The sequence below is a fragment of the Microbispora sp. CSR-4 genome (assembly GCF_008033685.1).
Classification (GTDB): domain Bacteria; phylum Actinomycetota; class Actinomycetes; order Streptosporangiales; family Streptosporangiaceae; genus Microbispora.
On the sequence record NZ_VJVX01000004.1, the window covers coordinates 106,084 to 120,232 of the forward strand.

Below are 14,149 nucleotides of genomic sequence, written 5' to 3' on the forward strand. Positions count from 1 at the left end.
GAGCACATTGTCCACCAAAACAACTCACTGTTGCGCAAATTGGCCATGCCCACGGACAGTTGGCCTATGAACGATGTCTTTCCGGTTCACGGCATGGACGCGGTGGTCTTCGCGGTCGGCAACGCGAAGCAGGCCGCCCACTACTACTCGACCGCCTTCGGGATGCGCCTGGTGGCCTACCGGGGGCCGGAGACGGGCAGCCGCGACGAGGTGGCGTACGTCCTCGTGTCGGGCTCGGCCCGGTTCGAGCTGCGCGGAGCCGTACGCGCGGGCACGCCGCTCGCGCGTCACGTGGCCGAGCACGGCGACGGTGTGATCGATCTCGCGCTGGACGTGCCGGACGTGGAGACGGCCTACCGCCACGCGCTGGCGCAGGGCGCCCGTGGCCTTGAGGAGTCCCACGTGGTCGAGGACGACCACGGCAAGGTCGTGGTCGCGGCGATCGCGGCGTACGGCGAGACCCGGCACACCCTGGTCGACAGGTCCAACTACACCGGCCCCTACCTGCCCGGATATGTCGCGGCGGAGCCCATCGTCGCGCCGCCCGCGGTGAAGAACGGCCGGCTCTTCCAGGCGATCGACCACTGCGTCGGCAACGTCGAGCGCATGGAGGAGTGGGTGGAGTTCTATGAGAAGGTCATGGGCTTCACCAAGATGGCGGAATTCATCGGCGACGACATCGCCACCGAATACTCGGCGCTGATGTCCAAGGTCGTCGCGGACGGCACCCGCAAGGTCAAGTTCCCGCTGAACGAGCCCGCCGAGGGCAAGAAGAAGTCGCAGATCGAGGAGTTCCTGGAGTTCTACGGCGGCCCGGGCGTGCAGCACATCGCGCTGGCCACCAACGACATCGTCACGACGGTCGACGCCATGCGGGAGGCGGGGATCGAGTTCCTCGACACGCCCGACTCGTACTACGACGACCCGGAGCTGCGCTCCCGCATCGGCGAGGTCCGTGTGCCGGTCGAGGAGCTCAAGAAGCGCCGCATCCTCGTTGACCGCGACGAGGACGGATACCTTCTGCAGATCTTCACCAAGCCGGTGGTGGACCGTCCGACGGTCTTCTTCGAGCTCATCGAGCGGCACGGGTCGCTCGGCTTCGGCAAGGGCAACTTCAAGGCGCTCTTCGAGGCCATCGAGCGCGAGCAGGAGCGCCGCGGCACCCTCTGACGCCCGCAGCGCGCCCACTGACGGCCGTCGGCAGCCACTGACGGCCGTCAGGGCACCCTCTGAGCCCCGCCGGCACCCGCCGGACACCCGGCCACGCCCCCCAGGCCACCCGCTGACGCACCCTTTGCGCGTGCCCGGCTTTGCCCGAAGGGCGGCAGGGTGACCATTCAGCCATGGGAACACCGCCGCCTCCGGGAAACCCGTACGAGGAACCGAGGATTCCCTGGACGCCCCCGCCCTTCGGGCAGACGGCGCCGCGGCTCGCCGGCCGCTGGCGCCGCCTGTTCGCCGGGATCACCGACACCGTGCTCGTGGGGCTCGTCACCTCGCCGCTCACCGTGGACGACCTGAGGGTCGCGTACGACGGCGCGACGGAGGCGGTGGCGCGGATCCCGGTCGGCGACGGCCTTGTCGTCGGGGTGATCGGGTTCCTCTACTACTGGCTGCTCCAGTCGTTCTGGAACGGCCAGACGGTGGGCAAGAGGCTGTTCGGCATGCGCGTCGTGCGGGAGAACGGGGAGCCGGCCGGTCCCGGGCCGATCGCGGTGCGGCAGGCGGTGGAGATCGTCCTGTCATGGCTGTGCTGCCTCGGGCTGGTGAACCTCGCGTGGATTCTGTTCGACCGCAGGAAGCAGGCCCTGCACGACAAGGCGGCGCGGACGCTCGTCGTGGACGCCTGAGACCCGCCCGCCCCACACGCCTCACGAGAACCGCGGCAACCCCTGCGAGCAGGCAAAACACCCGGAGTCGCTTCCCGGACCACATCACCTGCTCGCGTAGAGTTGCCACACATATGTCCTCGCATCGTCTTCCTTCGCGCCCGGCGCCGACCGCCGCACCGACCACCACGCCCGCCCGTGTGCGGGCCGGCCGGTCGATCTCCGTCCTGATCTGCGCCGTGGCCGTGGGCGCCGCCACGGCCTGCGCGCCGTCCGAGGGCGCGGTCACGCCGTCCCTGGCGGCGGCCGCGCCGGCGTCGCCGGGCACCGGCGCGTCGGCGAGCACCGTCGGGGCCCCGGGGATCGGCGACCCCGACTTCCCAACCGACGGCAACGGCGGCTACGACGTCCAGCACTACGACCTGCGCCTGTCGTACGACCCGGCGTCGCGGAAGCTCGCGGGCAGCGCCACGATCGAGGCGAAGGCCGTACAGGACCTGACCTCGTTCGACCTCGACCTGCACGGGCTCACGGTGAGCCGGGTGACGGTGGACGGCGGGGCCGCCTCGTTCAGCCGCAGCAAGGACGAGCTCGTGATCGAGCCGGGCGGTCAGATCTCGAACGGCGCCCGATTCGAGGTCACGGTCGACTACTCGGGCGTGCCGGAGCCGATGCGCGACTCCGCCAACCTCGGCGAGTACGGCTTCATCTCCACCCCGGACGGGGCGTTCGTCACCTGTGAGCCGAACGGCGCGAAGACCTGGTTCCCGTCGAACGACCACCCCTCCGACAAGGCGACCTACGACTTCCGGATCACCGTCCCCGCGGGGCTGACCGCGATCGCCAACGGCGAGATGGCAGGGACGCCGCAGACGAACGCCGGCAAGACGACCTTCGTGTGGCGGGAGAAGCACCCGATGGCGAGCTATCTCGCCACGATGACGACCGGGAAGTTCCAGATCCGCACCGGCACGAGCGCCAGGGGCCTGCCGGTCTACGTCGCCGTCGCCGACAACTACCGCGGCTCGCTCGACCAGCTCTACACGCAGACGGCGAAGATCACCGACTACTGGTCGACCGTGTTCGGGCCCTACCCCTTCTCCTCCACCGGCGGCGTGATCGACGACTACGCGGCGGGGTACGCGCTGGAGAACCAGACCAAGCCCATCTATGGCGGTTTCTCCCCCGCGCCCACGATCATCGCGCACGAGCTGGCGCACCAGTGGTTCGGCGACAGCCTGACCATCAAGCGCTGGCGGGACCTGTGGCTCAACGAGGGTTTCGCGACGTACGCCGAATGGCTGTGGGCGGAACACACCGGTCAATACACGGCCGATTCGGCCTTCCGGCGTTACTACGCGAACGCGGCCGACCCGATGTGGAGCTATCCACCGGGCGCGGCACGGCCCGACGACCTGTTCGGCGCGGCCGTCTACAACCGCGGCGCGATGACGCTGCACGCCCTGCGCCGGGAGATCGGCGACGACAAGTTCTTCCCGCTGATCAGGGCGTGGACGGACGCCCACAGGTATGGCAACGTCACGACGCAGGAGTTCATCTCGATGGCCGAGCTGATCTCGGGCAAGAACCTGAAGTCGCTGTTCGACGCATGGCTCTACGAGCCGAGGCGTCCCGCGCCGATCCCCTGATCCACACGGCCCCGATCAATGGGCTGGCGAGCTCAGGAGGCCGATCCTCTGATCCGCACCGTCCTGATCACACGAGCTCAGGAGAACAGCAGCTTGTAGCCGTCCCGCCGCAGGGCGCTGAGCACCTCGTCGCAGTGCGCCGGGCCGCGGGTCTCCAGTTGCAGCAGGACCTCGGCCTCCTCCAGGTGCAGCCGGGAGCCGAACCGCTCGTGCACCACGTCGAGCACGTTCGCGCCGAGGTCGGCCAGCCGGGCCAGCAGCGCGGCCAGCGCCCCGGGGCGGTCGGTCAGCCGGATGCGGAAGGCCAGGTAGCGGCCCGCCGCCGCCAGGCCGTGCCGCAGCACCCTGGCCAGCAGCAGCGGGTCGATGTTGCCGCCCGACAGCACGACGACCACCGGCGGCTCGAACGCGTGCGGCTGGTCGAGCAGCGCCGCGACCCCCGCCACCCCGGCCGGCTCCACCAGCAGCTTCGAGCGTTCGAGGCACAGCAGCAGGGCCCGCGACAGCGACTCCTCCGAGACCGTCACGACGCTGTCGACCAGATAGTGGATCAGCTCGAACGGCAGGTCGCCCGGCCGCCCGACCGCGATGCCGTCCGCCATCGTCGACGCGGGCTCGACCATGACCGGCCGGCCCGCGGCCAGCGAGTCGGGATAGGCCGCGGCCCGCTCGGCCTGCACGCCCACCACCTTGATCCCAGGGCGCTGGGACTTCACCGCGAGCGCGACCCCCGCCGCGAGACCGCCGCCGCCGATGGGCAGCACGATCGTGGCCGTGCCGGGAAGCTGCTCCAGGATCTCCAGGCCGACCGTGCCCTGCCCGGCCACCACGTCGGGGTGATCGAACGGGTGGATGAACACGGCGCCGGTCCTGTCGGCGTGCTCCCTGGCCGCCCGCAGGGCCTCGTCGACCGTGTGCCCCGCGAAGATCACGTCCGCGCCGTACGCCCGGGTGGCCTCCACCTTCGGCAGCGGCGCGCCCTCGGGCATGTAGACGGTCGACTTTGCCCCGACCAGCGACGAGCCCAGCGCCACGCCCTGCGCGTGGTTGCCCGCGCTGGCCGCCACCACGCCCCTGGCCCGCTCCTCCTCGCTCAGCCGCGCGATCCGCACGTACGCCCCGCGGACCTTGAACGACCCGGCCCGCTGGAGGTTCTCGCATTTGAGGTGCACCGAGCCGCCGACGATCTCCGACAGCACCCGTGAGTGCAGGACGGGCGTCTGCGCCGCCACTTCCGACAGCAACTCGCGTGCGGCGACGACGTCCTCGTACGTCACCTGTGGGACAGCCATGCGCCAATCATCACAGGTTCCGGAAGGCGACATGCCTTCAGAGCCCGGGTGACCAATAACTGTCTCCGGCGATGACGAGGGCGGCGGCGCCGACGAGACCGGCCTCCTGACCGAGCGAGGCGGGCACGACCCGCACCCGCCCGGCGAACCCCATCCGGGTGTGCTCCCGCAGGGCCTCCTCCAGGGGCCCGAACAGCAGGTCGCCCGCCTGGCTGAGCCCGCCGCCGACGGTCACGAGATCGAGGTCGCACAGGTTGACGGCCGAGGCGATCGCGATGCCCAGGGCGCGCCCCGCGCGGCTCATCGCGGCCAGCGCGATCGGGTCGCCCGCCGCGGCGTCGGCGGCCAGCCTGCGCGCGGTCGCCGTCCCCTCCTCCTGGTAGAGCCCATCACGCGTGACCTCGGCTTTCGGCGACCAGCCCTGGGCGAGCGCCCAGGCGGCGAGGCCGGGGCCGCGGGCGATCGCCTCCAGGCAGCCGTAGCCGCCGCAGCCGCACGGCGGGCCCTCGGGATCGACCACGACGTGGCCGATGTGACCCGCGTTGCCCGTTCCGCCGTCGATGAGCCTGCCGCCGAGGACCAGCCCGCCGCCGACCCCGGTCGACACGACCATCCCCAGCATGGCCGCGCTCCCCCGCCCAGCGCCGCGCCAGTGCTCGGCGACGGCCAGGCAGATCGCGTCGTTGTGGATGCGGACCGGGACGCCGGGAAAGCGCCCGGCGAGCCTGCCGCGCAGCGGGAATCCCCGCCAGCCGCCCATGTTGAGCGGCGAGACCTCCCCCTCGGGCCAGGTCATCGGGCCGCCGCAGCCGACGCCCACCCCGGCGATGGCGTCGGGCACGTCCAGCCGGTCGAGCACGCCGGTCAGCGTCCGCCACAGCGTCTCGGCGTCGGCGCCCTGCGGAGTGGCGGCCCGCTCGGCGGCCACGACCCGCCCGTCCGGCTCCACCAGGCCCACCGCGAACTTCGTGCCGCCGATGTCGACGGCCAGGGTGAGGTCGCTCACGCACCCGCTCCCCTGCCGGTGGACAGTCCCGTGCCGCTGGAGAATCCGGAGCCGCTGGAGAAGACGAGCAGCGACGCGGTGAAGCCGTGCACGTGGTTGTGCCCGCTGACCGGCCCGACCTCGCCCGCGGCGAAGAACCCCGCCACCCCGATCGGCCCCAGCGTCTCGCGTACGGCGAGCGCGTCGTGGTCGGGCGTGCCGAACATGCCCGAGCCCCTGCCGTTGCAGGAGAACAGCAGTGCCCCCTCGACCCGGCCGGGCTGCTGCTGCAGATGGGCGTCGAGCAGCTCGTAGAGGTCCTCGTCGGCGGTCTCGGCGTCCCTGACCTGGAACCGCACCGTCCTGCCGATCTCGATGACGTCGCCGACGGCCACCGCCTCGCGTTCGGGGTCGATGCCGATGACCCCGCGGATCAGGAAGTCGCCGCGCTCGTGGCGCTCGGCGTACTCGTCCATGGCGATGCCGATCTGTAAGCCGGCGGCCACCAGGTCGCGGTCCTCCTCGTCGAGGGCGCTGACGATGTCCTCCAGCCGCGCCAGCGCCGGTTGACCGGCCAGCTCGAGCAGCACGTTGTCCTCCGCCCGGGTGACGACCATGGACGGGCCGATGGGCCGGCAGCCCTGGCTGACGACCGTCCCGATGTTCACCTCGCCACCGATGATCACACCGATCGCGCCGGAGTCGTGCACCTCGCCGTTGGCGAACAGCCGTACGGAGCCACGGCCCTGGAGCCCGTTGGCCAGGCCGCCCACGATCGGCAGATCGCCCATCACCTCGTGGGAGTGCTCGATGAACGCGTCGGTGGGGAAGCTGTAGGGGTCGGCGAGCAGGATCGCGGCCCGGTCGTCGGGGACGCGCTCGGGCAGCCCCACGACCACGAACCTGTCCTCCGTCCTCAGCGTCTCCAGGGCGAAGGTGTCGATCCTGGCGCCGCCGAGGGAGGCCGCCCACGCGCTCACGGCGGGGGTCAGCTCCACGCCCTGGCCGTGCCCGATCACGCCGGTCGCACTGCAGCCGATCACGTCGGCCCCGGACGCGACGGACATCGCCCGCCGCCCCGCGCTGGCCACGTCGTCCGGGTCGTCCCCACAGACGAAGAAACACACCAGATCTGGCGGACCCGACAGGCCGGCCAACGCCTGGCGTACGGCCGTCTCGGCCGCTTCCACCAGGTTGGCGCCCACGGCGAGACCGTCGGCGAAGCGGCTCGTCAATACCGCCATGTCTCGCCCTCTCTTCCTCCGCGACAGAGTTTCCTTGGGCCGATTCTCCCCACTGAACGGAGGACAACGCACAGGCCGCCCGTCCAATTGGCCCCGCGGCCCACAGCCGTGTCTTCAAACCCGGCTGCCGGATCGCCTGATGGGGACGTAGGCTCGACTCCGTGCACAAATCGCCCACGCCTGCCCCTAGCACTCTGCGTGAACTGCGCGAGAGTGGACACCGATACCGTACGGTCAAGGCCGAGATCAGGGAGAACCTCCTGGCCCGGCTGCGGGCCGGCGAGACCCGGTTCCCCGGCATCGTCGGCTTCGACGACACCGTCCTGCCCCATCTGGAGAGGGCGCTGATCGCCGGGCACGACCTCGTGCTGCTCGGCGAGCGCGGCCAGGGCAAGACCCGCCTGATCCGCACGATCACCGGCCTGCTCGACGAGTGGTCGCCCGTGGTCGAGGGCTGCGAGATCAACGACCATCCGTACGAGCCGGTCTGCGTCCGATGCCGCCGGCTCGCCGCCACCCACGGCGACGACCTGCCGGTCGCCTGGAAGCACCGTGAGGACCGGTACGGCGAGAAGCTGGCCACCCCGGACACCTCGGTCGGCGACCTCATCGGCGACGTCGACCCCATCAAGATCGCCGAGGGCCGCACGCTCGGCGACCCCGAGACGGTCCACTACGGCCTGGTCCCCCGGACCAACCGGGGCGTCTTCTCCGTCAACGAGCTGCCCGACCTGGCCGAGCGCATCCAGGTGGCGCTGCTCAACGTGCTGGAGGAGCGCGACATCCAGGTCCGCGGCTACAACCTGCGCCTGCCCCTCGACATCCTGCTGATCGCCAGCGCGAACCCCGAGGACTACACCAACCGCGGCCGGATCATCACCCCGCTGAAGGATCGCTTCGGCGCGGAGATCCGCACGCACTACCCCCGCACCATCGAGGACGAGCTGGTCCTGATCCGCCAGGAGGCCGACCTCGGCGCCCTCGGCGCGGACCTGCCCGACCACCTGGTGGAGGTGATCGCCCGGTTCACCCGCCTGGTGCGCGAGTCCACCGCGGTCGACTCCCGCTCGGGCGTGTCGGCCCGCTTCTCGATCGCCGCCGCCGAGACCGCCGCCGCCTCCGCCGTACGGCGGGCCGCGCTGACCGGGGAGGAACGGCCGGTCACTCGGGTCTGCGACCTGCCCGGCGTGGTCCACACGCTGCGCGGCAAGGTCGAGTTCGAGGTCAGCGAGGAGGGGCGGGAGATCGACGTGCTCGCCCACCTGCTGCGCCGCGCGACGGCCGAGACCTTCCGCGCCTCGCTCGGCGGCGCCGATCTCGCGCCGCTGCTCGACAAGTTCGGCGAGGGCGCGCAGGTCGAGTCGGGCGAGCTGGTGCCGGCCCACGAGCTGCTGCGCAGGATCGGGCGCGTCGAGGGCCTGTCGAAGATCATGACGCGGCTCGGCATGGGCGAGGGCGACGAGTCGCCCGGCCACGCCGCCGCCGCGCTGGAGTTCACGCTGGAGGGCCTCTACCTGATGCGCAGGCTGTCCAAGGACGAGACCGACGGCGGTTCCGTCTACCGGACCTGAGCCGGGGCGGGCCCCGTCCCACTACCCACCGAACAAACTCCCGCCCGTCCCGCCGGACTTCGGCAAGGGCGGGTGGCCCTGAAAGGTTGCGTGGTCGCGTGTCCTACGTCTACGGGGAGTATCGCGACGGGCCGGATCCGCTGGCTCCGCCCTACGACGTGCGCTCGGCGCTGGACGACATGGGCGACGCCATCCTGTCCGGCTCGACGCCGATGGACGCGCTGCGCGACCTGCTGCGGCGCGGGCTCCCCGGCGCTCCCGACCGCCGCGGCCTGGACGACCTGCTCCGCCAGGTGCGGCGGCGCCGCCGCGAGCTGCGGGAGAACACCCGGCTCGACGGCACGCTGGAGCGCGTGCGCGCCCTGCTCGACAAGGCGATCGGGCAGGAGCGGGCCGAGCTGTTCCCGGATCCCTCCGACGACGCCCGCTTCCGTGAGGCGGCGCTCGACGCGCTGCCCTCGGACACGGCGCGGGCGGTCCAGGAGCTGGCCGACTACGACTGGCGGTCGGCCGCCGCGCGGCAGACGTTCGAGGAGCTGCGCGACCTGCTGCGCCGGGAGGTCCTCGACAGCCAGTTCCGCGGCATGCGCGACGCGCTGGCCAACCCCGATCCGGCCGCGATGGAGCGGGTCCGGCAGATGATGTCGGACCTCAACGACATGCTGGACCGCGACGCCCGGGGTGAGCACACCCAGGAGGACTTCGACCGGTTCATGCAGCAATACGGGGACATGTTCCCCGAGAACCCACGCAACCTCGACGAGCTGGTCGACCAGCTCGCCCGCCGCGCCGCCGCCGCGCAGCGGATGCTCGCCTCGCTCACCCCGGAGCAGCGCGAGGAGCTGGCCGGGCTGATCAACAACACACTGGAGCAGGCCGGCCTGGCCGAGCAGATGCGCCGGCTCGGCGACGCCCTCTACGCCCGCCGTCCCGACCTCGCCTGGAACACCCCCGAACGGGTGTCCGGCGAGCAGCCGATGGGCATGGGCGACGCGGTGACGGCCCTGCAGGAGCTGGCCGACCTCGGCGACCTGGAGACCGCGCTGCGTCAGGACTACCCCGGCGCCCGGCTCGACGACATCGACGAGGCCGCCATCCGGCGGGCGCTCGGCCGCTCGGCAGTGGACGACCTGGAGGCCCTGCGGCAGATCGAGCGCGAGCTGGAGGCCCAGGGCTACCTGCGGCGCAACCGCGGCAAGCTGGAGCTCACCCCCAAGGCCGTACGCCGGCTCGGGGAGACCGCACTGCGCCGGGTCTTCGCCTCGCTCGACTCCGGCCGGCGCGGCGACCACGACCAGCGCGACGCGGGCACGGCCGGGGAGCCCACCGGATCGACCCGTCCGTGGCGTTTCGGCGACGAGCAGCCCATCGACGTCGTCCGTACGGTCGTCAACGGCGTACGGCGTGGCGGCGGCGCGCCGGTGGCCCTGACCGTGGACGACTTCGAGGTCGTGGAGACCGAGCGGCGCTCGGCGGCGGCCGTGTGCCTGCTGGTCGACCTGTCCTACTCGATGGCCCTGCGCGGCACCTGGGCGGCGGCCAAGCAGACCGCGCTCGCCCTCCAGGCGCTGGTGGCCTCGAAGTTCCCGCAGGACGCCGTGCAGATCATCGGCTTCTCGAACTACGCGCGGGTGCTGCGGCCCGACGAGCTGGCCGGGCTCGAATGGGACATGGTGCAGGGCACCAACCTGCACCACGCCCTGCTGATCGCGGGCCGTCACCTCGACCGGCATCCGGACTTCGAGCCGGTGGTCCTGGTGGTGACCGACGGCGAGCCGACGGCGCACCTCATGCGCAACGGCGTGCCGCGCTTCGAGTGGCCGCCGTCGCAGGAGACGCTGACGCTGACGCTCGCCGAGGTCGACAAGATGACCCGGCGGCGCGCGACGATCAACGTCTTCATGCTGGCCGCCGACGACCGGCTGCGCGAGTTCGTGGACGAGGTCGCCCGGCGCAACGGCGGCCGGGTCTTCTCCGCCAGCGCCGACCGCCTCGGCGAGTACGTCGTCAGCGACTTCCTCCGCGCCCGCCGCACCCGCTGAGCATCCGAGCTCCCGGGGGCTCCCCAGGCTCCCGGGGCTCCCAGGGCTCCCGGGCCCCGGGACTCCTGGGGCGCCGGGGAGGAGACGGACCGCTGGACGGTTCGCCGGCCGCCTGCCGGGCATTAAGCAGATCTGCGCGGGCGGGGGCGCTCACGGGGGCCGGGCAGCACCGGACACCGGACACCGAGCACTGGACACCGAGCACTGAGCACTGTGCAGCGGGCGCGGGCGGGGAGGCGGACGGCCGCGGGCCGGGAGATCGATAATCGATTGCCGACCTGGTTGCAATCGGCGGACGATAGACAGGCATCCCCTGTTCGCGCTGGTCGTTCCACATGCCCGTGGAAGGAGCGCTCCCATGTTCGCAGCGGTCGGCCTCGTCGTCCTCATGATCCTCACCGGCGTGCTGTACGAGATGGCGGTCCACAACCGCCCCCGCCGCCGGAAGTAGCCCGCGCCCTCCCGGCGTCCGACGCGCCCGTGACGAGCGCGTCCGGGCACTGCGGAGCCGATCACTCAGGCGATAGCCTCTGCCCATGTCGCCTCTCGACCATCTGCTGCTGTGGTTGCACATAGGGTTCGCGATCTTCGCGCTCGGTCCGCTCACGGCGGTCACGAGCGTCACGCCGCGTTACATCCGGGCGCGCGATCTGAGCGTGCTGCGGTATCTGCACCGCGCGACCCGGATGTTCGGCCTGCTCACGATCGGGGTCTTCCTGTTCGGCCTGCTGCTGGGCCGCAGCGCGCTCGGCGCGCCCTACCTGTCGGTGTCGATGACGCTGTTCGTCGTGGCCGCCGTCCTGCTGGTGATCGTCGAGCGTGACCAGCGGACGGCCATCGCGGCGCTGGCCAGCGAGTCGACGGAGGACGACGCCAAGGTGCAGACCGGCCGGATCGCCGCGCTGGGCGGCATCAGCGCCCTGATCTGGCTCGTCATCCTGTTCCTGATGGTCTTCTTCAACCCCTGAGAGTCCCGCTTACCCCTGAATGTCCGGTAGAACGTTTTTGGCCGGAAACGGGGGAAAGAGGAGCGGGTGCACCTAACGACGCGTCGCCGGGCGGCGTGGGCGCTGGTCGCCCTCGCCGTCGGGGCCTTCACCTACGTCACCGCCGAGGTGCTCCCCATCGGCCTGCTCACGGTGATCGCGGCCGACCTGGACCGGTCGCCGTCCGAGACGGGCCTGCTCGTGACGGGGTACGCCGCCGTCGTGGTGATGGCGTCGCTGCCGCTCACCCGGCTGACCCGGCGGGTGCCGCGGCGCACGTTGCTCACCATCACGCTCGGCGTGTTCGTCGCGGGGATGCTGCTGACCGCCGTGGCGCCGAACTATCCGATGCTGCTGGCCGCCCGGCTGCTGGTCGCGGCCACCCAGGCGCTGTTCTGGTCGGTCGCGACCCCGGCCGCGGCGGCGATGTTCCCCCCGGAGATCCGGGGACGCGCGATCGCCCGCATGTCGATCGGCAGCTCCCTCGGGCCCGTGCTCGGCGTCCCCGCGGGCACCTGGCTCGGCCAGCAGGTCGGCTGGCGGGCCGCGTTCGCCCTGGCCGCCGCCGTCGGCCTGATCACCTGCGTCACCGTGGCGACGCTCATGCCCGGCCGCCGGCAGCCGGGCGCGGGCTCCGGCGGTCACGAATCCGGCCGCGGCGCGACCCCGGACGCCCGCCGCTACGCGCTGCTCATCGTGGCCACCGTCATCGGAGTGGGCGGCTATCTCACCGCGTACACCTACATCACGCCGTTCCTGCTGGACTTCGGCGGCTTCGCCCCGGCCGCGCTCAGCCCGCTGCTGCTCGCGTCCGGGATCTCCGGGGTCGCGGGGACGATCGTGGTCGGCCGGCTGCTCGACACCCGGCCGCGGGCCGCCATCACCGGTCCGCTGGCCCTCATCACGTGCGCGCTGCTCGCCCTGTACGCCTTCGGAGCCCTGCACCCGGTGGCGGTGGTGGCCCTCTGCGTGACGGGCATGTCGTTCAGCGCGCTCGCGGCGGCCATCGCAAGCCGGGGGCTGCAGGTGGCCCCGGGCAGCACCGACATCGCCTCGGCCGGCACCGGCTCGGCCTTCAACATCGGCATCGCGGGCGGGTCGCTGCTCGGCGGCGCGCTCATCGACCATGCCGGGGTCCGCAGCGTGACCGTGGCGGGCGCCGTCCTGACCGCCGCGGCGCTCGCCGCCCTGGTGGGCGAACGGTGGATGGCCCCCGCCCGCCCCTCCGCGCCGGAGCGTACGACCCCGGCGCGGAGCGCGCAGTAAGCAGGGCGCGGAGCGCCCGATAAGCGGAGCGCCCGATAAGCAGAGCGCGGAGTGGGCGCTGAGATCTCAGCCGAGGGCCTCGGTGAGGTCGGCCAGCAGGTCGTCGACGGTCTCGATGCCGACCGACAGGCGGACCAGGTCGGCGGGGACCTCCAGCGGCGACCCGGCGGCCGACGCGTGGGTCATCCGGCCGGGGTGCTCGATCAGCGACTCGACGCCGCCGAGCGACTCGCCGAGCGTGAACAGCTTGGCCCGGTTGCAGATCTCGACCGCGGCCTCCTCACCGCCCTCGACGCGGAACGACACCATCCCACCGAAACGCCGCATCTGCTTGGCCGCGACCTCGTGGCCGGGGTGCTCGGGCAGGCCCGGATAGAGCACCTGGACGACCTTCGGGTGCGACAGCAGCAGGTCGACCACGCGCTCGGCGTTGTCGCAGTGCCGGTCCATGCGCACGCCCAGCGTCTTGAGGCCGCGCAGCGTGAGCCAGGAGTCGAACGGCCCGGCCACCGCGCCCATCGCGTTCTGGTGGTAGGCCAGCCGCTCGCCGAGGTCGGCCGACCGCGTCACCAGCGCCCCGCCGACCACGTCGGAGTGGCCGCCGACATACTTGGTCGTCGAGTGGACCACGACGTCGGCGCCCAGGCTGAGCGGCTGCTGCAGGTAGGGCGAGGCGAAGGTGTTGTCCACCGCGAGCACCGCGCCCCCGTCGTGGGCGATGGACGCCAGGGCGGCGATGTCCGCGACGTTCAGCAGCGGGTTCGTGGGCGTCTCCACCCAGATCGCCCGCGTCTCCGGCCGTACGGCGGCGCGCACCGCGTCGAGGTCGCCGAGCGGCACCGGGTCGAAGGCGACCCCCCACTCCTGGAGCACCCGGGAGAACAGCCGGTAGGTGCCGCCGTACGCGTCATCGGGGATCACCACGTGGTCGCCGGGCTTGCAGACGGTGCGCAGCAGCGTGTCCTCGGCGGCGAGGCCCGACGCGAAGGCCAGCCCGCGCACGCCGCCCTCGACGGCGGCCAGCGCCTCCTCCAGGGCGGTCCTGGTCGGGTTGGCCGACCGGCTGTACTCGTAACCCGCCCGCAGGCCGCCCACGCCGTCCTGCTTGTAGGTCGAAACGGCATATATGGGAGGGACGACGGCTCCCGTGTGCGGGTCCGCCTCCTGGCCCGCGTGGATGGCCAGCGTCTCGAAACCTTGGTTCATGGGGTCGAGCGTAGCCGTCCGCACCGCCTGGTCACGGCGGGTGTGCGGCGGGCGCGCCAGGCCGGGCGCGCCAGGCCGG

Annotated in this window: 11 protein-coding genes; 7 read left to right on the plus strand and 4 right to left on the minus strand. The window is 72.1% G+C overall.

Annotation, left to right across the window (positions count from 1 at the left end):
- Window positions 1–66 precede the first annotated feature (66 nt).
- The 3 genes from hppD to FLV34_RS06305 all read left to right on the plus strand — a co-directional run bounded on the left by hppD (window position 67) and on the right by FLV34_RS06305 (window position 3,478).
- A complete protein-coding gene (hppD, locus tag FLV34_RS06295; RefSeq protein ID WP_187280556.1) occupies window positions 67–1,170 on the plus strand; it encodes a 4-hydroxyphenylpyruvate dioxygenase in 1,104 nt (367 codons plus the stop codon).
- A 173-nt stretch (window positions 1,171–1,343) separates the two neighbouring features.
- Window positions 1,344–1,850, plus strand: a complete 507-nt coding sequence (locus FLV34_RS06300; protein ID WP_142650303.1) for an RDD family protein — start codon at window positions 1,344–1,346, stop codon at window positions 1,848–1,850.
- 113 nt (window positions 1,851–1,963) lie between these two features.
- The gene (locus tag FLV34_RS06305; protein WP_147942592.1) at window positions 1,964–3,478 is read left to right on the plus strand and encodes a M1 family metallopeptidase; all 1,515 of its coding nucleotides are present in this window, start codon (window positions 1,964–1,966) and stop codon (window positions 3,476–3,478) included.
- A gap of 77 nt (window positions 3,479–3,555) precedes the next feature.
- Here the strand turns inward: FLV34_RS06305 and ilvA are convergent, their stop codons facing one another.
- Genes ilvA through FLV34_RS06320 form a run of 3 tightly spaced genes read right to left on the minus strand, consistent with a single transcriptional unit; the run spans window position 3,556 to window position 6,999 of the window.
- The gene (gene ilvA, locus FLV34_RS06310; protein ID WP_185949044.1) at window positions 3,556–4,770 is read right to left on the minus strand and encodes a threonine ammonia-lyase; all 1,215 of its coding nucleotides are present in this window, start codon (window positions 4,768–4,770) and stop codon (window positions 3,556–3,558) included.
- 37 nt (window positions 4,771–4,807) lie between these two features.
- Window positions 4,808–5,776 carry an ROK family protein gene (locus FLV34_RS06315; protein ID WP_147942593.1) on the minus strand — a complete coding sequence of 323 codons (969 nt, stop codon included), beginning with the start codon at window positions 5,774–5,776 and terminating at the stop codon, window positions 4,808–4,810.
- A complete protein-coding gene (locus tag FLV34_RS06320; protein WP_142650299.1) occupies window positions 5,773–6,999 on the minus strand; it encodes an FIST N-terminal domain-containing protein in 1,227 nt (408 codons plus the stop codon). Before FLV34_RS06320 ends, FLV34_RS06315 begins: the two co-directional genes overlap by 4 nt.
- A gap of 161 nt (window positions 7,000–7,160) precedes the next feature.
- Between FLV34_RS06320 and FLV34_RS06325 the strand changes: the two genes are divergently transcribed.
- The 4 genes from FLV34_RS06325 (at window position 7,161) to FLV34_RS06340 (ending at window position 12,864) form a co-directional block, all read left to right on the plus strand.
- The gene (locus FLV34_RS06325; RefSeq protein WP_142650298.1) at window positions 7,161–8,570 is read left to right on the plus strand and encodes a sigma 54-interacting transcriptional regulator; all 1,410 of its coding nucleotides are present in this window, start codon (window positions 7,161–7,163) and stop codon (window positions 8,568–8,570) included.
- A 98-nt stretch (window positions 8,571–8,668) separates the two neighbouring features.
- Entirely contained in the window at window positions 8,669–10,612 is a 1,944-nt protein-coding gene (locus tag FLV34_RS06330) for a VWA domain-containing protein (RefSeq protein WP_147942594.1), read from the plus strand.
- 536 nt (window positions 10,613–11,148) lie between these two features.
- Window positions 11,149–11,580, plus strand: a complete 432-nt coding sequence (locus tag FLV34_RS06335) for a hypothetical protein (RefSeq protein WP_142650296.1) — start codon at window positions 11,149–11,151, stop codon at window positions 11,578–11,580.
- A 66-nt stretch (window positions 11,581–11,646) separates the two neighbouring features.
- Window positions 11,647–12,864 (plus strand): MFS transporter, encoded by a 1,218-nt coding sequence (locus tag FLV34_RS06340; protein ID WP_142650295.1) that lies wholly within the window; start codon window positions 11,647–11,649, stop codon window positions 12,862–12,864.
- A 66-nt stretch (window positions 12,865–12,930) separates the two neighbouring features.
- Here the strand turns inward: FLV34_RS06340 and FLV34_RS06345 are convergent, their stop codons facing one another.
- The gene (locus FLV34_RS06345; RefSeq protein WP_142650294.1) at window positions 12,931–14,070 is read right to left on the minus strand and encodes a cystathionine gamma-synthase; all 1,140 of its coding nucleotides are present in this window, start codon (window positions 14,068–14,070) and stop codon (window positions 12,931–12,933) included.
- Between the last annotated feature and the right edge of the window lie 79 nt (window positions 14,071–14,149).

Coding starts and splice junctions, on each gene's coding strand:
- hppD (WP_187280556.1), top strand. CDS start 67: ATGAACGATGTCTTTCCGGTTCACGGCATGGACGCGGTGGTCTTCGCG.
- FLV34_RS06300 (WP_142650303.1), top strand. CDS start 1,344: ATGGGAACACCGCCGCCTCCGGGAAACCCGTACGAGGAACCGAGGATT.
- FLV34_RS06305 (WP_147942592.1), top strand. CDS start 1,964: ATGTCCTCGCATCGTCTTCCTTCGCGCCCGGCGCCGACCGCCGCACCG.
- ilvA (WP_185949044.1), bottom strand. CDS start 4,770: ATGGCTGTCCCACAGGTGACGTACGAGGACGTCGTCGCCGCACGCGAG.
- FLV34_RS06320 (WP_142650299.1), bottom strand. CDS start 6,999: ATGGCGGTATTGACGAGCCGCTTCGCCGACGGTCTCGCCGTGGGCGCC.
- FLV34_RS06335 (WP_142650296.1), top strand. CDS start 11,149: ATGTCGCCTCTCGACCATCTGCTGCTGTGGTTGCACATAGGGTTCGCG.
- FLV34_RS06345 (WP_142650294.1), bottom strand. CDS start 14,070: ATGAACCAAGGTTTCGAGACGCTGGCCATCCACGCGGGCCAGGAGGCG.